Origin of the sequence: Mycobacterium sp. E802, from assembly GCF_001666875.1 — a bacterium.
Lineage (GTDB): Bacteria > Actinomycetota > Actinomycetes > Mycobacteriales > Mycobacteriaceae > Mycobacterium.
The window spans coordinates 96,465-113,914 of record NZ_LZJD01000109.1; the positions used below are offsets into that span (position 1 = coordinate 96,465).

A 17,450-nucleotide genomic window follows, 5' to 3' on the forward strand; every position below is an offset into this window, starting at 1 on the left:
CGTGGGGTGTACCGATTTCACTCTCTAAAACCCAATCGGTTAGCCTCACGAATTAACAGCTGTCAAGGAGATTGTCATGGTCGATCCGCGCACCCCTGTCATCGTCGGCGTCGGACAGTTCACCGAACGCATCGACCTCGACGGCTATCGCGGAATGTCCTCGGTCGAGTTGGCCACCGAGGCGGCCAGGGCAGCCTTGCGCGATACCGGTGCTGACACCACCGCCGTGGCGCAGGCCATCGACACCGTGGCCGGCACGCGGCAGTTCGAGATCTCCGGCCCGCAGACGCCCACGCTGGGGATTTCCAACAACTACCCGCGTTCCGTCGCGCGCAACGTCGGCGCCGAGCCGGCCCGGGCCATCCTCGAGGTGATCGGCGGTCAGAGCCCCCAGCACCTCGTCACGGAGTTCGCCGGAGCGATCGCTGCCGGCGCAAACGACGTGGTGCTGCTTTTCGGCTCGGAGAACACCTCGACGCTGCGGTACTTCTCCAAGCGGGACGACAAGCCGGATCACTCCGAGACCATCGAGGGTCAGCTCGAAGACCGCGGCTACGGGTACGACGGCATTTTCGACGAGTACACGATCAAGCACGGGCTGATCGGTGCCCCGGTGCAGTACGGGCTGTTGGAGAATGCGCGCCGGGCCCGGCTCGGATTGTCGGTGGCGGACTACCGCCAGGCGATGGCCGAGCTGTTCGCGCCGTTCTCCAAAGTGGCTGCGAAGAACCCATATTCGTCGGCGCCGGTGGAGCGCTCCGCCGAAGAGATCGCCACCGTCACCGAGAGCAACCGGATGATCTGTGACCCGTATCCGCGCATGATGGTGGCGCGCGATCAGGTCAACCAGGGTGCTGCGGTACTGCTGATGTCGGTGGAGTACGCGCGGAAACTCGGTGTGCCCGAGGAGAAGTGGGTGTACCTGCGCGGGCATGCCGACATGAAGGAGATCAAGCTGCTCGAGCGCGCCGAGCTGGGGTACACCGCGACTGCGGCGATCGCCGTCAAGGAGGCCCTGCGCGTCGCCGGCATCACGCTCGACGACATCGCGGCATTCGATCTCTACAGCTGCTTCCCGTTCCCGGTGTTCAACTTCTGTGACGGCACGGGCCTGGCGCCTGATGACGAGCGCGGGCTGACGCTGACCGGCGGCCTGCCGTTCTTCGGTGGCCCGGGCAACAACTACTCGATGCACGGCATCGCCGAAGCCGTCAATGAAATGCGGGACAAGCCTGGACAATTCGCGCTCATCGGCGCCAACGGCGGCATTGCCAGCAAGTACTCGGTGGGCATCTACTCCACTGCGCCCGCCGATTGGGTGGCTGACAACAGTGCGGCCCTGCAGGACGAGTTCAATACGCAGCAGCGGGTGGCGATCACCGAAAAGGCCGACGGGCCAGGCAGAATCGAGACCTACACGCTGCGTTACGACTGGACGCCACGCACCGGCATCATCATCGGCCGCTTGGATGCCGACGGCAGCCGATTCCTGGCCACCACGACCGACGAAGCCTTGCTGGAACTGCTCACCGAGGGTGAGCCGTTGGCCGCAAAGATCGTCGTGACGTCGGACGACAAGCGAAACACCGCGACACTGGCGTAACTCCAGACCCCAGCCCCAGTACCTCAGACCTCTGCCGAGCAGACGTAAACCCTTAGCTTTTTCGCCGAAAAGCTAAGGGTTTACGTCTGCTCGCGGGATTAGAAAGAGGCCAACTTGCCCGCCAGCCGCTCCACGTACGCGGCCACCTCGGCCTCGGACTTGTCGGGCAGGCCGAACAGCACCTCGGTGACGCCCAGTTCACGCCAGTGCGCGAGCTTCTCGGCATCCGGCTTGAAATCCAGTGCCACGATCTGGGGTGCCCCGGAGCGCCCGGCCGCGGCCCAGGTGTCCTGCAGCAGCTTGACGGGCTCGTCGATGTTGAAGTCGCGTGGTGTGGTGATCCAGCCATCGGCCGACTTCGAGATCCACTTGAAGTTCTTCTCGGTCCCGGCCGCGCCGACCAACACCGGGATGTGGGACTGCACGGGCTTGGGCCAGGCCCAGGACGGCCCGAAGTTCACGAATTCGCCTTCGTAGGAGGCTTCTTCCTCAGTCCACAGGGCGCGCATGGCTTCGAGGTACTCGCGCAGCATGGTGCGACGGCGACCCGGGGGGACGTTGTGGTCGGCGAGTTCGTCGGTGTTCCAACCGAATCCGACGCCCAGGGATACCCGCCCGCCGGACAGGTGGTCGAGGGTGGCGATGGATTTGGCCAGGGTGATCGGGTCGTGTTCGACGGGCAGCGCGACAGCCGTCGACAACCGCACCCGCGAGGTCACCGCGCACGCCGTGCCCAGCGAGACCCACGGATCAAGCGTGCGCATGTAGCGGTCGTCGGGCAGTGACTCGTCACCGGTGGTGGGGTGAGCGGCCTCGCGCTTGATCGGGATATGTGTGTGCTCGGGTACGTAGAACGTGGTGAAGCCGTGATCGTCGGCGAGTTTGGCGGCCTTGGCCGGGGCGATGCCGCGGTCACTGGTGAAGAGAACGAGCCCATAGTCCATGCCCAGAATTAGAACGTGTTTCAGTCCCAGTAGCAAGACGGTCCGTCTCGTAAGGCGAGCCGACGGGAGAAAACTTCACCGCGAGCGATACCCGCGACGTGCGCCGATGCGTTTGCTGGGATCACCGGCATGACGACTGAACGCATCGCCGACCACGTCAAGTTCGCCTATTGGGTGCCCAATGTCAGCGGCGGCCTGGTGACCAGCGACATCGAGCAGCGCACTGACTGGAATTACGAATACAACAAGAAGCTGGCCCAGACCGCGGAGAACAACGGGTTCGAGTACGCGCTGAGCCAGGTGCGCTATGAGGCCAGCTATGGCGCGGAATACCAGCACGAATCCACCAGCTTCAGCCTGGCGCTGCTGCTGGCCACCGAGCGGCTCAAGGTGATCGCCGCCGTTCACCCCGGCTTGTGGCAGCCGGCGGTGCTGGCCAAGCTGGGCGCCACCGCCGATCACTTGAGCAATGGCCGGTTTGCGGTCAACGTCGTGTCGGGCTGGTTCAAGGACGAGTTCACCCACCTGGGCGAGCCCTGGCTGGAGCATGACGAGCGCTACCGCCGCAGCGCGGAGTTCCTGCAGGTGTTGCGCAAGATCTGGACCGAGGACGACGTCGATTTCCGCGGCGATTTCTACCGCGTCCACGACTTCACCCTCAAGCCCAAGCCGCTCAACACCCCTGAGCGGCCCAACCCGGAGTTGTTCCAAGGTGGCAATTCGACGGCAGCGCGCCGCAACGGCGGGTACTACGCCGATTGGTATTTCTCCAACGGCAAAGACTTCGACGGCCTCACCGAGCAGGTCGTCGAGGTGCGTGATCATGCTCGCAATGCCGACCGTGAAGTGAAGTTCGGCCTGAACGGCTTCATCATCGCGCGGGACTCAGAAAAAGAGGCCAAGGAGACGCTCAAAGAAATCATCGCCAAGGCCAACAAGCCTGCCGTCGAGGGTTTCCACAACGCCGTGCAACAGGCCGGCAACTCCACCGGGGACAAGAAGGGCATGTGGGCCGATTCCAGTTTCGAGGACCTGGTGCAATACAACGACGGCTTCCGCACCCAGTTGATCGGCACACCCGAGCAGATCGCCGAACGCATTGCCGCATATCGCAAACGCGGCGTCGACCTCATCTTGGGCGGATTCCTGCATTTTCAAGAGGAAATCGAGTACTTCGGCGCCAAGGTGCTGCCGCTCGTCCGCGAGATCGAGGCGGCCGAAACCGATTCCGTGGATGCACCCGTCCTGGTATCAGCTTGAGACCGCTCCGACACCGAGCACGCGCGCCGCGCACCCAGGTGGGTGCGCTAGCGTGGAAGCTCGAATCGCTCACGTGGTCGGTATTCATGCCTGCGTGACACGTCGCGAAGCTCGATAGCACAGGAGAGGTCATGACCTACCCGCCCAGTAACCCCGGATACCCCCCGCAGTCGGGGTCCCAATTCGATGCGACTCAGCAGTTCGCCAAGGCCTCCCCAGCGCAGATCCCGGCGGCCCCGGCCGCACCGGCCGCGCCTGGCGAGAACAACCTGCCCCAGATTCTGCTGGGGGTGGTGGCCGCCGTCGGCCTGATCGCCTACTTCGTCAGCTTCGCCTTCGAGATCCAGGCCGTGATCGGTTCGCTGATCATCGTGGTTCCGCTGTTGGCCGGCCTCGTGGCCGGCGTCAGCGTGCTGCCGAAACAGAAGAACCGTGTTGCGCCGGCGGCCGTGCTGGCCACGTTGGGCCTGCTGCTCGCGATCTCTCTCTCGGTGGCCGCGGGCGCGGACGCCGACTGGACGATTTGGGTTCTGCTCGTCCTCACGCTGATCCAGGCGGGCGCCGCCATCACCGCGCTGCTGTTCGACGCCGGCGTCATCACGCCGCCCGCCCCCAAGCCGACCTTCGATCAGCAGCCGCAGTACGGCCAGTACGGCGGCCCGTCGCAGTACTACGGCCAGCAGCACCAGCCGCAGGGCGGCCAGCCCTACCAGCAGGCCCAGCCGCAGCGTCCCGGTTACCCGTCGCAGTACGGCGGTTACTCCGGCGCCCCGAACACCGGTGGTTTCCCGGTGCAGGCGCCGCAGGGCCAGCAGGGGCAGCAGCCCAGCGGCCCGCCAACCCCGCCGACGGGTTACCCGACCTACGGGCAGCCTCAGTCGCCCGCGTCGGCGCCCACCACGTCGGTGCCGGCGCAGCCGCAGGCACAGCAGTCCTCTTCACAGCAATCTGGCCCTGCGCCGTCGTAAGCTGATCGGCGCGTGCGCTTCAGTGCGCACGCGCGATCATTGCGAGGAGCAGCCCAGCAAGTGAGTAACCGGCCAGTCGGCACCCGCCAGGCACGTGAGTTGCTCCGGGTCGCATTCGGGCCGTCCGTCGTAGCGCTCGTGGTCATCGCCGCGGTCGTGCTGCTGCAACTGCTGATCGCCAACAGCGATATGACGGGCGCCTTCGGCGCCATCGCCAGCATGTGGCTGGGCGTGCACCAGGTGCCGGTGTCCATCGGTGGCAGTGAGCTCGGCGTGATGCCATTGCTGCCGGTGCTCGCGATGATCTGGGGCACTGCCCGTATCACCGCCGCGGCCACCTTGCCGAACTCGTCCTGGCTCGTCACCCGCTGGGTGGTGGCCTCGGCGTTGGGTGGGCCGATTCTGATCGCGGCCCTGCTGTTGGCCGTCATCCACGACGCGGCCTCGGTGATCAGCGAACTGCAGACCCCGAGTGCCCTTCGCGCCTTCGGCAGCGTGCTCATCGTGCATGCGATCGGCGCACTCGTCGGCGTCGGCTCGAAGGTGGGCCGGCGCACCCTGTCCGCGTTACGCCTGCCGGCATGGCTGCCGGACGCGATCCGCGCCGCCGTGGCCGGGGTGCTCGCGCTGTTCGGACTGTCCGGCGCGGTGACAGCGGTGTCGTTGATCGTGCACTGGGCCACGATGCACGACCTGTTCGCCATCACCGACAGCCTGTTCGGTCAGCTCAGCCTGACGCTGCTGTCGATCCTCTACATCCCCAACGTGATCGTGGGCACCTCGGCGATCGCGGTGGGCTCCAGTGCCCACGTGGGGTTGGCCACGTTCAGTTCGTTCACCGTGTTCGGCGGTGACATCCCCGCGGTACCGGTGTTGGCCGCGGTGCCCTCGCCGCCGTTGGGGCCGATCTGGGTCGCGTTGCTGATCGTCGGTGCGGCGTCGGCGGTTGCGGTGGGCCAGCAGTGTGCGCGACGGCCGCTTCCGATCGGCGCTGCGACGGGCAAGTTGGTGGTGGCCTCGGGGTTGGCCGCGGTGACGATGGCGCTTGCCGCCTATGCCGGTGGGGGACGACTGGGCAACTTCGGTGACGTCGGGGTGGATCAGTCGACGTTCGCGCCGGCGGTGTTCCTGTGGTTCGTCGGGATCGGCGGGCTGACGGTGGCCATGTCCGGTGGGCTGACCCGCAAGCCGAGGCCCGTGGCCGCGCCGCGACCGGAGCCCGAGCCCGAGCCCGAGTTGGTCGATGAACCCGAGCCCGAAGCCGACGAGTACGTCGACGCCGAGCCCGAACCGGCGCCTGACGAGCCGCTGGTGTCGTGGACGGCCGACGAACCCCCGGCCGAAGCCGAGGAGCCACTGGACGTCGAGGAAATCGTCTACGAGCCCAGGCCTCGGACCTACGACGACGTCGATGACGATCCCGAGGACCACTTCTTCGTCGACGACATCTCCGACGACCGAGCGACCGGCGATCAGCCGCGTCGCACGGGCGACTAGGCTGCTCGCGTGCAGCAACCGCTACGAGTGCCTCCGAGCGCACCGGCACGGCTGGTAGTGCTGGCTTCGGGGACAGGGTCGTTGCTCGCCTCGCTACTGGCTGCCGCCGTCGACGACTATCCGGCCCGCGTCGTTGCCGTCGGCACCGACCGCACCTGCGCCGCACTGGACATCGCCGCGGCGGCCGGGGTGCCGTCCTACACCGTGCGGCTGGGCGACTACCCGGACCGCGGCACCTGGGATGCCGCGCTCACCGAGGTCACCGCCGAGCATCAGCCCGACCTGGTGGTGTCGGCCGGGTTCATGAAAATTCTGGGCGGCCAATTCCTTTCCCGTTTCCCGGGGCGGGTGGTCAACACCCATCCCGCGTTGCTGCCCGCGTTTCCGGGGGCGCATGCGGTGCCCGAGGCGTTGGCGTACGGCGTGCGGGTGACGGGCTGCACGGTGCATCTTGTGGACTCCGGGATGGATACCGGGCCGATTCTGGCCCAGCACGCCATTGAGGTGCTCGATGATGACACCGAAGAGGCATTGCACGAGCGCATCAAGGTGGTCGAACGGCGACTGCTGGTGGATGTGCTGGCCGCGCTGGCAACCCGCGGCGTGACCTGGACTGGTCGAAAGGCGACCTTCGGATGTTGAGGAGACAACGGTGAGCGAGAAGAAACCGATCCGGCGAGCGCTGATCAGTGTCTATGACAAGACCGGTCTGGCCGATCTGGCCCGCGGCCTGCACGAGGCGGGCGTAGCCATCGTCTCCACCGGGTCGACCGCGAAAACCATTGCCGCCACCGGTGTTCCGGTCACCCCGGTCGAGGATGTGACGGGCTTCCCGGAGGTGCTCGACGGCCGGGTCAAGACCCTGCACCCGCGCGTCCATGCCGGGCTGTTGGCCGACACCCGCAAGCCCGAACATGTTGCGGCGCTGGCCGAACTGGAGGTCGAGGCGTTCGAGTTGGTGGTGGTGAACCTCTACCCGTTCTCCGAGACCGTCGAGTCCGGAGCGTCGGTGGACGAGTGTGTCGAGCAGATCGACATCGGCGGACCGTCGATGGTGCGCGCCGCCGCCAAGAACCATCCGAGTGTGGCCGTGGTGGTCGATCCGCTGGGCTACGACGGTGTGCTTGCCGCGGTGCGGGCCGGCGGATTCACCTTGGCCGAGCGGAAGATCCTGGCCTCGTTGGCCTTCCGGCACACCGCTGAGTACGACGTGGCGGTGGCGTCGTGGATGGGGTCGACGCTGGCGCCCGAAGAGCCGGCCCAGAAGCTGCCGCAGTGGTACGGCGGCACCTGGCATCGCAGCGCCGTGCTGCGTTACGGCGAGAACCCGCACCAGCAGGCTGCGGTGTATCGCGACGATTCCGCGTGGCCCGGACTGGCCCAGGCCGAGCAGCTGCACGGCAAGGAGATGTCCTACAACAACTACACCGATGCCGATGCGGCGTGGCGGGCAGCGTTCGACCACGAAGAGATCTGCGTGGCAATCATCAAGCACGCCAACCCATGTGGCATCGCGATCTCCTCGGAGTCCGTCGCCGATGCACACCGCAAGGCCCACGAGTGTGACCCGCTCAGCGCGTTCGGTGGCGTGATCGCCTCCAACACCGAAGTCAGTGTCGAGATGGCCGAGACCGTGGCCGACATCTTCACCGAGGTCATCATCGCCCCGGCATATGAGGCCGGTGCCGTGGAAGTGTTGGCCCGCAAGAAAAACATTCGCATCCTGGTGGCCTCCGAGCCTCTGGTCGGCGGTATCGAGCTGCGCCAGATCAGTGGCGGGGTGCTGGTGCAGCAACGCGACGCCCTCGACGCGGCCGGCGATGATCCGGCCAACTGGACGCTGGCCACCGGTGAGCCGGCCGATGAGCAGACGCTTTCCGACCTCGTGTTCGCCTGGCGGTCGTGCCGGGCGGTGAAGTCCAACGCGATCGTGGTCGCCAAGGACGGCGCCACCGTCGGCGTCGGTATGGGACAGGTCAATCGTGTCGACGCCGCGGGACTGGCCGTGCAGCGGGCAGGCGATCGCGTGGTCGGTTCTGTCGCGGCTTCTGATGCGTTCTTCCCGTTCCCCGACGGGTTGCAGACGCTGACCAACGCCGGCGTGAAAGCCATCGTGCACCCCGGCGGGTCGGTGCGTGACGACGAGGTGACGGCTGCCGCCGAAGCTGCCGGCATCACGTTGTACCTCACTGGTGCACGGCATTTCGCTCACTAGGTTTGGGTGGTTTCTGCCGCGGGGTCGTGGCGGGCGTGGCGTTGGCGGGCTTTCTCGCCGTTTTCTACCTGGGGGTCGCGGTCGTTCGCGATTGACGACCCTGAGGTAGAAACCGGTGCGTGGGCTTGGCGGGCTTTCTCGTTTTCTACCTGGGGGTCGCGGTTGCTCGCGGTTGGTGACCCTGCCGTAGAAACCGGTGCGCGGCGTTGGCGGGCTTTCTCGCCGTTTTCTACCTGGGGGTCGCGGTTGCTCGCGGTTGACGACCCTGGGGTAGAAACCGGTGCGCGGCTTTGGCGGCCTTAATCCCCAGCGCGCATTTCATCCCCAGGTTCAGCTGAGCGTGGGCGGGGATGTCGTCAATCCGTCGGTCATGACGCTGATCGTCAGTTCATGAGCATCCCTTTCATCGGACCCGAGGCGCTCGCGGAGGGCAGTCTCACTCGTGCGCAGCTGCGATGGCGATACACCTCGGCGCACCCACGCGTCTACTTGCCGAACGGTGCCACCCGAAACCTGAAGGCCAACACCATGGCCGCATGGCTGTGGAGCGGTCGACGCGGGATCATCGCCGGACGAGCGGCAGCAGCGCTACACGGTGCGAAGTGGGTCAACGACGACGTTCCGATCGAACTGATCACCGAGCATGGACGTCGGCGCCCCGGCATCATCGTGCGAGAGGAACGCATAGGGCCCGACGAGGTTTGCCAGATCGGCGATTTCAGCGTCACCACACCCGTGCGGACGGCGCTTGATCTCGCCCGGTTCCTTCCTCGTGATGACGCGGTCGCTCATCTCGACGCGTTGGCCATCGCGACGGACATCAAGGCCGACCAGGTGCTCGAATCAGCTGCCCGATATCGCGGGTTGCGCGGAATACGAAGCGCTCGAACGGCACTCGACTTGATGGATGCCGGTGGGCAATCCCCGAGGGAGACCTGGCTACGACTACTTCTCATCGACGCGGGTTTTCGTCGACCGCGCACGCAGATTCAGGTGAGCGACGACTTCACCGAGGCATTCATCGACATGGGATACGACGACGTCAAAATTGGGCTTGACTACGAAGGTAAACACCACGCCACGGACCGTCGAACCGTTGTGCACGACATCGGCCGCAACGAGTTAATCGAACGCGAAGGCTGGATCGACATCCGCGTGGTGTTGGAACACAGCAGGGCCTTTATCCTTCACCGGGTTCGAGAGGCCTTCGCACGGCGCGGTGCTTCGCCGTTTTCTACCTAGGGGTTGCTGGACCACGCGGTTGACGGCCCTGGGGTGGAAATCGGCGCAAGGGTGTGGCGGGGCTTCGTCGTTTTCGACCTAGGGGTTGCTGAAGCACGCGGTTGGCGACCCTGGGGTAGAAATCGGCGCAAGGGTGTGGCGGGCACTTCGTCGTTTTCGACTTAGGGGTGCTGGACCACGCATTTGACGACCCTGGGGTGGAAATCGGTGCGAAGGTGTGGCGGGGCTTCGTCGTTTTCTACTTAGGGGCTGCCGAACCACGCGGTTGGCGACCCTGGGGTAGAAATCGGCGCAAAGGCGTGGCGGGCACTTCGCCGTTTTCGACCTAGGGGTTGCTGAACCACGCGGTTGACGACCCTGGGGTGGAAATCGGCGCAAGCGCAAAGCCCAAGCACACCCAAACTACGCGCTCACCTCATCTTCGGCCTTGGCAGTCGCATAGGCGATGAACGAGGTGATCTCCTCGACCGCGTGCCGGGCATCGGGGTTGACGTCGAAGCTGAGCTGGAACATGTGCATTGCCCTGTCCCACACTTGAACCCACACGGGCACACCGGTGGCCTGGAGTTTGTCCGCCAGAGCGAAGGCGTCGTTGAGCAGCATCTCGTGGGTGCCGACTTGCAGCAGGAATGGCCCTAGCCCGTGCAGATCTGCTTCGGGTGGCGTCACGGGTGTGGGCCGGGTGCCGTTGACGGTGGCGAACACGTCGTAGATGAACTTTACCGTCATGAACGGGAACATCACGTCTCGATGTTCTTGCAGGGCACGGTATTTGAGGTCCATGTCGGAGGACGTCAGTGGTGAGAGCATGACTTGCCCGGCGGGCACCGGCAGCCCGGCGTCGCGAGCGGCCAGGGCCGTGTTGGCGGCCATCAACCCACCGGCTGAATCCCCGGCCAGGACAATCCGATCCGCCGTGAACCCGAGCGACAGCGCCAGACGGTAGCCGTCAAGACCATCGGCCACCGCATCGTCGATGTCAGCCTGAGGAGCCAGTCGATAACCGACATTGAGCACGCGTGCCCCGGTGGCGGCAGACAGTTTCGAGACGAAACGTCGGTGCGAGTTCAGCCCGAGGGTTACCAGTGCCGAGCCGTGCATATAGAGGATCACCAGATCGGAGTCGCGGGCCTCGGGGGCGATCACCCATTCGGCCGGGCAATTGGGCAGCGCCACCGGCGTCACCGTGGTGCCCGGCAGCGGCTTGATGTACCGCAGCGGCCGGTCGATGACGTCGAGGTGAGCCCGCTGCAGCATCCCGGGGGCGACGCGGTTGACGGCCATGCCGATCACGGTCAGCAGCCCGAGCAAGGGCCGCAGGGTCAATGCGCTTGTCCAGCCGAGTGCTCTGGACTGCAGGGATGCAGGACCGAAGTGCACGGTGGTCGGCCGGCTACGCCAATCGAGCGAATTCACGGTACCGAGGGTACTGGGTACCTGGCGTGGCCGGTCGGCCCACCCTGTCGATCAGATGAAGCCGAAGGCCGGGAAGCCGTAGAACTCTTCCTCGCCCGGGTACACCGGTGGCGTCGCGTCGATCTGGACGTTGCCTTCGGAGGCGCAATCGGTGGTCTGCCCACCGGCTATCGAGCTGCCACCGGTCACCTCGCACTGCGGCAGCAAGGACGGCTCGGCCGCCGCGGTCGGCGCGCCCAACATCGCGACCGTGATGCCGAACCCAGCGGCACTGAGAACCAAGAGGTTACGCATTGACGACATGGCGAGTCGTTCCTTTCATCCGGGCCGACGTTGGGTCGACCCCGCACGCGATGGAGTGGCGCAAGTTATTGTTGCGGCAAACATAGACCATCGTTTGCAATCGGGCCGGATGATCGAGGAGTCACATGAAACTTGTCACACGTTCACGCAGCTGTGCCGTCGCCGTGCTGGGCGCCGGGGCGGTGCTCTTGGGAACCTCGGCCACCGCCGCTGCCGAGCCGCCGAACTGCACCACTGCCGACGTGACAGCGGTGATGGCAGGCGTCTCGACGAACATGACCGCGTACTTGTTCACCCACCCCGACGTGAACGCGTTCTTCACCGGGCTGCAGGGGCAGGGCAAGTCGGCGACCGCTCAGAAGACCAAGGCATACCTCAACGACAATCCGCAGGTGCGCGCCGAACTCGACGCCATCCGTGCCCCCGCGGTCGATCTGCGCAACCGCTGCAACATCCCGCTGGACGCCGAGATCTCCGGCGTGCTCTAGGCCATCGGCGATCCAAACGAGTTGGAGCCGGCCACCATTGGTGGCCGGCTCTTCTCGTCGCCGCAAGTGGTCCCCGCTCAGGGCAGGGTGACGGTCGCCTGGGCCTCGATCGCCTTGTTGACGTCGGTCAGCGCGTTCTTGTCGCGTTCGAGGGCGTCGGCGTTGATCTGCAGCACGTAGACGTTGCCCGGCGCCGGGATCACCACGGTCGTCTGGGTGATCGCGCGACGCTGGTTGCCCTTGGCATACGTGCCGCCCAGATGGACCGTCGGGAAGCCGCTGATGTTGCCGCGGGTGACTTCGCCGTTCGGCTTGTAGTCCGCGAGGTTCTGCAGTTCGTTGGGCGCGTACTCGAGCAGCTTGTTCGGGTCGGCGGCACCGGCGAGCTTGGAGATCAGCGAGATGACCGACGGCGGATCGGTCGGGCTGACCGGGTCGTTGACGATCGCCGAGTACGCCCAGTTCGGGGTGCGGGGTCCGGCGTCGACCCATCCCGGCGGCGTCGGCATGGTGAACACAGGGGCGCCCGGATCACCGCGGTGCACCGGCGTTTCCACGAAGCCGCCCTGCTTGATGTAGTCGGCGATGGTGAAGGCGTGCCCCGGCGGTTTCGGCGACGTCGAGGTTTCTTCCGTGCCGGTGTCGGTGGCCACCGCCGATGTGGTCTCGCCGCCACCGCCGTTGTCGTCGCCACCGGAGGTCACCGCGAGGGTGATGCCGCCGACCAGGAGTACGACGGCACCGATCACCCCGGCCGCCACGATGATGTTGCGTCGATTGCCGGGCTTCTTGGGTACCGGATTCCGCGGCAGGGGAGGTGGACCGAAGTTGGTCTGCGGCGGCACAGGCGGCGGTCCGCCGAGATTCTGCATGCCGCCAGGGCCACTCGCGACGGGTTTGCCCGACGAGACCTCATTGCCGGCCCACGACGAGGTGAACACCGGCGGTTCCGACGGCTGCTGCACCGGCCGCGGGCCCGACGGTGACAGCGGCGTGACGGGCGGCGGGGGCGAATGCACGGGCTTGGGGATGATCAGCGGTGTGGTGGGTGGTGCCGGCTCGTGGGTGGGCGCGGGGGTGCGCACCTCCGGCGTGGTCCCAGTGGCGGCCTCGGCCAGTGCGACGGCGAAGTCGTGGCACGTGTCGAAGCGGTCCTTGGCGTCCTTCGACAACGCCTTGGCCATCACCGAATCGAATACGGCCAGTTCGGGTTTCGTGTCACCGAGCTTCGGCGGCGGGGAATTGAGGTGGTGGCTGATCACCACGGCGGGGTTGCTGTGCGCGAACGGCGGGGCGCCGGTGAACAAGCGGTAGGCGGTCGCGGCCAACGAGTATTGATCGGCTCGGCCGTCGAGCGGTTGGCCCATCAACTGCTCGGGCGCGGTGTAGGACATCGAGCCCACGGTGATGTTGGTCGAGGTGAGCCCGTTGACCTCGTCGGACCGGCGGGCGATACCGAAGTCGGTCAGCATGATGCGACGCTTGGTGCCCTGTTTGCTGGTGATCAGGATGTTGGCGGGTTTGACGTCGCGGTGCAGCAGCTTGCGCTGATGCGCGTAGTCCAGCGCGTCGCCGACGGCGGTGACGACCTCGATGACGAGCTCGGCCGGCATGCCCGACGGGTACTGGTCGTGCAGCAGCCGGGCGGCGTCATGCCCGTCGACATAGTCCATCGAGATCCACAACCGGCCCTCGAACTCGCCGCGGTCGTGCACGCCGACGATATGCGGATGCCACAGCGTGGCCGCCATGTCCGCCTCACGGATGAACCGCTGGCGGAATTCGTCGTCAGAGCTGACGGTGATGGGCAGCACTTTGAGAGCGTCCTCGCGGGGTAACCGCGGGTGGGACGCCAGATAGACCTCGCCCATGCCTCCAGTGCCCACCAACCGCACGATGGTGAACCCTGCGAATTCCTGACCGCTAGCCAACGGCATGGAGCGCAGACTACCTGTCGGAACGTCTGGATCACGACTATGGCGGGGGTGTGGCCCGCGCGCGGCGGGCATCTGTTCTGACGGGTGGCGATGTGCGCGGGCGGGTTCAGTCGTAGCTTGGAGTGGTGAGCCAACCCAGAAACGATGGTCGCCGGCCAGCCGTCCCCGGTGATCTGCCCCGTACCGTCGGTGAGCTTCGTGCCTCCGGCCATCGTGAACGGGGCGTCAAAGCTGAGATCCGCGAGAACCTGCTGGCCGCCCTGGCCGACCGCCGCGACATCTGGCCCGGGATTCTCGGTTTCGAGGACACGGTGATCCCGCAACTGGAGCGCGCCTTGATCGCCGGGCACGATGTGGTGCTGCTCGGTGAGCGCGGCCAGGGCAAGACCCGGCTGCTGCGGGCATTGACCGGACTGCTCGATGAGTGGACGCCGGTGATCGCCGGCTCCGAGCTGGGCGAGCACCCGTTCAGCCCGATCACGCCCGAGTCGATCCGCCGGGCCGCCGACTCCGGTGAGGACCTGCCGATCGAGTGGCGCCACCGCAGCGAGCGCTACACCGAGAAGCTGGCCACCCCCGACACCAGCGTGGCCGATCTCGTCGGCGACATCGACCCGATCAAGGTGGCCGAGGGCCGCAGCCTCGGTGACCCGGAGACGATCGCCTACGGGCTGATCCCGCGGGCGCACCGCGGCATCGTGGCCGTCAACGAGCTGCCCGACCTGGCCGAGCGGATCCAGGTGTCGATGCTCAACGTGATGGAGGAGCGCGACATTCAGGTCCGCGGCTACACGCTGCGGTTGCCGCTCGACGTCGTCGTCGTGGCCAGTGCCAACCCCGAGGACTACACGAACCGCGGCCGGATCATCACCCCGCTCAAAGACCGGTTCGGTGCCGAGATTCGCACGCACTATCCGCTGGAGATCGACGACGAGGTGGGTGTGATCCGCCAGGAGGCCCAATTGGCCGCCGAGGTCCCGGATTACCTGCTCGGCGTGTTGGCCCGGTTCGCCCGCAATCTGCGGGAATCGAGTTCGATCGATCAGCGGTCGGGGGTGTCGGCGCGGTTCGCGATCGCTGCGGCCGAGACGGTGGCGGCCTCAGCGCGGCACCGCTCGGCCATCCTCGGCGAAGACGATCCGGTGGCTCGGGTGGTGGACCTGGCCAACGTGATCGACGTGCTGCGCGGCAAGTTGGAGTTCGAGACAGGCGAGGAGGGCCGGGAGCTCGCCGTGCTGGAGCACCTGCTGCGACGCGCCACCGCCGACACCGCACAACGGCTGCTGGGCGGTATCGACGTCGGCCCGCTGGTGGCCGCGATCGAGGAAGGTTCCCCGGTGACCACCGGTGAGCGGGTGTCGGCCAAGGACGTGCTGGCCGCGCTGCCGGATCTGCCGGTCATCGACGCCATCGCCTCCCGGTTGGGTGCGGTGTCGGTCGGTGAGCGGGCCGCTGCGGTCGAATTGGCCTTGGAGGCGCTGTATCTGGCCAAGCGCGTGGACAAGGTGTCGGGGGAGGGCGAGACGGTCTATGGCTAATAGCGGCGGCCGGGGCCACCACGCACACACGTCGCGGTATTCGCGATACACCGGTGGCCCCGACCCGTTGGCACCGCCGATCGATCTGCGCGACGCGCTCGAGCAGATCGGTCAGAGCGTCATGGAGGGCAGCTCGCCGCGTCGCGCCCTCTCGGAACTGATGCGACGCGGGACCGAAGGCATGCGCGGCACCGACCGGCTGGCTGCCGAGGCCAACCGCAAACGCCGGGAACTGTTGCAGCGGCACAACCTCGACGGCACGCTGCAGGAGATCAAGAAGCTGCTCGACGAGGCCGTGCTGGCCGAGCGCAAGGAGCTGGCCCGCGCACTCGACGACAATGCACGCTTCGGCGAATTGCAACTGGAGGCGCTGTCGCCGTCACCGGCCAAGGCCGTGCAGGAACTCGCCGACTATGACTGGCGCAGCCCCGAGGCGCGCCAGAAGTACGACCAGATCAAGGATCTGCTGGGCCGTGAAATGTTGGACCAGCGGTTCGCCGGCATGAAGGAGGCGTTGGAGAACGCCACCGACGAGGACCGGCAGCGGGTCAACGACATGCTCGACGACCTCAATGACCTGCTGGACAAGCACGCCCAGGGGAAAGATACGCCGCAGGATTTCCAAGACTTCATGGACAAGCACGGCGAGTTCTTCCCGGAGGGTCCGCAGAACATCGACGAGCTGCTGGATGCGCTGGCCAAGCGAGCCGCCGCCGCGCAGCGCTTCCGCAACAGTTTGTCCGCCGACCAACGCGCCGAGCTGGATGCCTTGGCACAACAGGCCTTTGGTTCGCCGTCGCTGATGAATGCGCTCGACCGGCTCGATGCGCACCTGCAGGCCGCGCGTCCCGGTGAGGACTGGACCGGTTCGGAGCGGTTCTCCGGGGGCGATCCGCTGGGCATGGGTGAGGGCGCGCAGGCGATGGCCGACATCGCCGAGTTGGAGCAGCTGGCCGACGCGCTGTCGCAGAGCTACGCCGGCGCGACGATGGACGACGTCGATCTCGAAGCGCTGGCCCGCCAACTCGGCGACGATGCCGCAATCGATGCCCGCACCCTGTCCGAGCTGGAGAAGGCCTTGGTGAACCAGGGTTTCATCGATCGTGGCTCCGATGGGCAGTGGCGGTTGTCGCCCAAGGCCATGCGTCAGCTCGGGCAGACCGCGTTGCGGGATGTGGCGCAACGACTTTCCGGTCGCCACGGCGAGCGCGACACCCGTCGGGCCGGGGCAGCCGGCGAGCTGACCGGGGCGACGCGGCCGTGGCAGTTCGGCGATACCGAGCCGTGGAACGTCACCCGCACGGTGACCAACGCGGTGCTGCGTCAGGCCGGCACCGGCATCGCCGAGCGGCCGATCCGGTTCGCGGTCGAAGACGTCGAGATCTCCGAGACCGAAACCCGCACCCAGGCCTGCGTGGCGCTACTGGTCGACACCAGCTTCTCGATGGTGATGGAGAATCGTTGGCTGCCGATGAAGCGCACGGCGCTGGCCCTCAACCATCTGGTGAGCACCCGGTTCCGTTCAGATGAGTTGCAGATCATCGCCTTTGGCCGCTATGCCCGTACTGTCACCGCCGCCGAGTTGACCGGGCTGGAGGGCGTCTACGAGCAGGGCACCAACCTGCACCATGCCCTGGCCCTGGCGACCCGGCATCTGCGTCGTCACCCCAACGCCCAGCCCGTCGTGCTGGTGGTGACCGACGGCGAGCCCACCGCGCACCTGGAGGCGTACGGGCATGGGGCTGGGCCCAATTCGGCGGCGCCGTCGCCGGAGGTCTTCTTCGACTACCCGCCCCACCCGCGCACCATCGCCCACACCGTGCGGGGTTTTGACGAGGTGGCCCGCCTGGGCGCGCAGGTGACGATCTTCCGGCTGGGGTCCGATCCGGGCCTGGCCCGGTTCATCGACCAGGTGGCCCGCCGGGTGCAGGGCCGCGTGGTGGTGCCCGATCTCGACGGCCTGGGCGCCGCGGTCGTGGGTGACTATCTGCATTCGCGCCGACGCTGAATCGCGCCGCGTTCGACGCAGAGTGCGTTCG

At 66.5% G+C, this 17,450-nt stretch carries 14 protein-coding genes; 10 read left to right on the forward strand and 4 right to left on the reverse strand.

From position 1 onward, the window contains the following. Positions 1-76 precede the first annotated feature (76 nt). The gene (locus A5699_RS16750; RefSeq protein ID WP_067771156.1) at positions 77-1,603 is read left to right on the forward strand and encodes an acetyl-CoA acetyltransferase; all 1,527 of its coding nucleotides are present in this window, start codon (positions 77-79) and stop codon (positions 1,601-1,603) included. A 98-nt stretch (positions 1,604-1,701) separates the two neighbouring features. On the opposite strand, the gene A5699_RS16755 is transcribed toward A5699_RS16750, so the two are convergent. Next, positions 1,702-2,547 (reverse strand): LLM class F420-dependent oxidoreductase, encoded by an 846-nt coding sequence (locus tag A5699_RS16755; protein WP_067771158.1) that lies wholly within the window; start codon positions 2,545-2,547, stop codon positions 1,702-1,704. Between the two features lie 129 nt (positions 2,548-2,676). Between A5699_RS16755 and sfnG the strand changes: the two genes are divergently transcribed. From sfnG to A5699_RS16785, 6 genes are all read left to right on the forward strand, one after another. Next, the gene (sfnG, locus tag A5699_RS16760) at positions 2,677-3,807 is read left to right on the forward strand and encodes a dimethylsulfone monooxygenase SfnG (protein ID WP_067771160.1); all 1,131 of its coding nucleotides are present in this window, start codon (positions 2,677-2,679) and stop codon (positions 3,805-3,807) included. Positions 3,808-3,938: 131 nt separating this feature from the next. Next, complete coding sequence (locus A5699_RS16765) at positions 3,939-4,775, forward strand: DUF5336 domain-containing protein (protein WP_067771161.1); 837 nt, start codon at positions 3,939-3,941, stop codon at positions 4,773-4,775. A 60-nt stretch (positions 4,776-4,835) separates the two neighbouring features. Then, complete coding sequence (locus tag A5699_RS16770; protein WP_067771162.1) at positions 4,836-6,272, forward strand: DUF6350 family protein; 1,437 nt, start codon at positions 4,836-4,838, stop codon at positions 6,270-6,272. Between the two features lie 9 nt (positions 6,273-6,281). After that, positions 6,282-6,914: a phosphoribosylglycinamide formyltransferase gene (gene purN, locus A5699_RS16775; protein WP_067771163.1), complete on the forward strand. Its 633-nt coding sequence runs from the start codon at positions 6,282-6,284 to the stop codon at positions 6,912-6,914. Between the two features lie 10 nt (positions 6,915-6,924). Beyond that, positions 6,925-8,487, forward strand: coding sequence for a bifunctional phosphoribosylaminoimidazolecarboxamide formyltransferase/IMP cyclohydrolase (gene purH / locus A5699_RS16780; RefSeq protein ID WP_067771165.1), 1,563 nt, complete (start codon positions 6,925-6,927; stop codon positions 8,485-8,487). 390 nt (positions 8,488-8,877) lie between these two features. Then, the gene (locus A5699_RS16785; RefSeq protein ID WP_067771168.1) at positions 8,878-9,729 is read left to right on the forward strand and encodes a hypothetical protein; all 852 of its coding nucleotides are present in this window, start codon (positions 8,878-8,880) and stop codon (positions 9,727-9,729) included. Positions 9,730-10,131: 402 nt separating this feature from the next. Here the strand turns inward: A5699_RS16785 and A5699_RS16790 are convergent, their stop codons facing one another. Beyond that, positions 10,132-11,145, reverse strand: coding sequence for an alpha/beta hydrolase (locus A5699_RS16790; protein ID WP_067771169.1), 1,014 nt, complete (start codon positions 11,143-11,145; stop codon positions 10,132-10,134). 51 nt (positions 11,146-11,196) lie between these two features. Next, complete coding sequence (locus tag A5699_RS16795; RefSeq protein WP_067771171.1) at positions 11,197-11,448, reverse strand: hypothetical protein; 252 nt, start codon at positions 11,446-11,448, stop codon at positions 11,197-11,199. Positions 11,449-11,573: 125 nt separating this feature from the next. On the opposite strand from A5699_RS16795, the gene A5699_RS16800 reads away from it, so the two are divergent. After that, the gene (locus tag A5699_RS16800; RefSeq protein WP_067771172.1) at positions 11,574-11,936 is read left to right on the forward strand and encodes a heme-binding protein; all 363 of its coding nucleotides are present in this window, start codon (positions 11,574-11,576) and stop codon (positions 11,934-11,936) included. 77 nt (positions 11,937-12,013) lie between these two features. Here the strand turns inward: A5699_RS16800 and A5699_RS16805 are convergent, their stop codons facing one another. After that, entirely contained in the window at positions 12,014-13,873 is a 1,860-nt protein-coding gene (locus A5699_RS16805; RefSeq protein WP_067771173.1) for an LpqN/LpqT family lipoprotein, read from the reverse strand. 125 nt (positions 13,874-13,998) lie between these two features. Between A5699_RS16805 and A5699_RS16810 the strand changes: the two genes are divergently transcribed. Together A5699_RS16810 and A5699_RS16815 are read left to right on the forward strand one after the other, a co-directional pair. Beyond that, positions 13,999-15,411, forward strand: coding sequence for a sigma 54-interacting transcriptional regulator (locus tag A5699_RS16810; RefSeq protein ID WP_197508313.1), 1,413 nt, complete (start codon positions 13,999-14,001; stop codon positions 15,409-15,411). Further along, positions 15,404-17,419: a VWA domain-containing protein gene (locus A5699_RS16815; protein ID WP_067771175.1), complete on the forward strand. Its 2,016-nt coding sequence runs from the start codon at positions 15,404-15,406 to the stop codon at positions 17,417-17,419. The genes A5699_RS16810 and A5699_RS16815 overlap by 8 nt, the downstream gene beginning before the upstream one ends. The last annotated feature ends 31 nt before the right edge of the window (positions 17,420-17,450 follow it).

Bases quoted from the DNA above. Each gene is read 5' to 3' on its own strand.
- A5699_RS16750 (WP_067771156.1), top strand. From the start codon at position 77: ATGGTCGATCCGCGCACCCCTGTCATCGTCGGCGTCGGACAGTTCACC.
- A5699_RS16755 (WP_067771158.1), bottom strand. From the start codon at position 2,547: ATGGACTATGGGCTCGTTCTCTTCACCAGTGACCGCGGCATCGCCCCG.
- sfnG (WP_067771160.1), top strand. From the start codon at position 2,677: ATGACGACTGAACGCATCGCCGACCACGTCAAGTTCGCCTATTGGGTG.
- A5699_RS16765 (WP_067771161.1), top strand. From the start codon at position 3,939: ATGACCTACCCGCCCAGTAACCCCGGATACCCCCCGCAGTCGGGGTCC.
- A5699_RS16785 (WP_067771168.1), top strand. From the start codon at position 8,878: ATGAGCATCCCTTTCATCGGACCCGAGGCGCTCGCGGAGGGCAGTCTC.
- A5699_RS16795 (WP_067771171.1), bottom strand. From the start codon at position 11,448: ATGTCGTCAATGCGTAACCTCTTGGTTCTCAGTGCCGCTGGGTTCGGC.
- A5699_RS16800 (WP_067771172.1), top strand. From the start codon at position 11,574: ATGAAACTTGTCACACGTTCACGCAGCTGTGCCGTCGCCGTGCTGGGC.
- A5699_RS16805 (WP_067771173.1), bottom strand. From the start codon at position 13,873: ATGCCGTTGGCTAGCGGTCAGGAATTCGCAGGGTTCACCATCGTGCGG.
- A5699_RS16815 (WP_067771175.1), top strand. From the start codon at position 15,404: ATGGCTAATAGCGGCGGCCGGGGCCACCACGCACACACGTCGCGGTAT.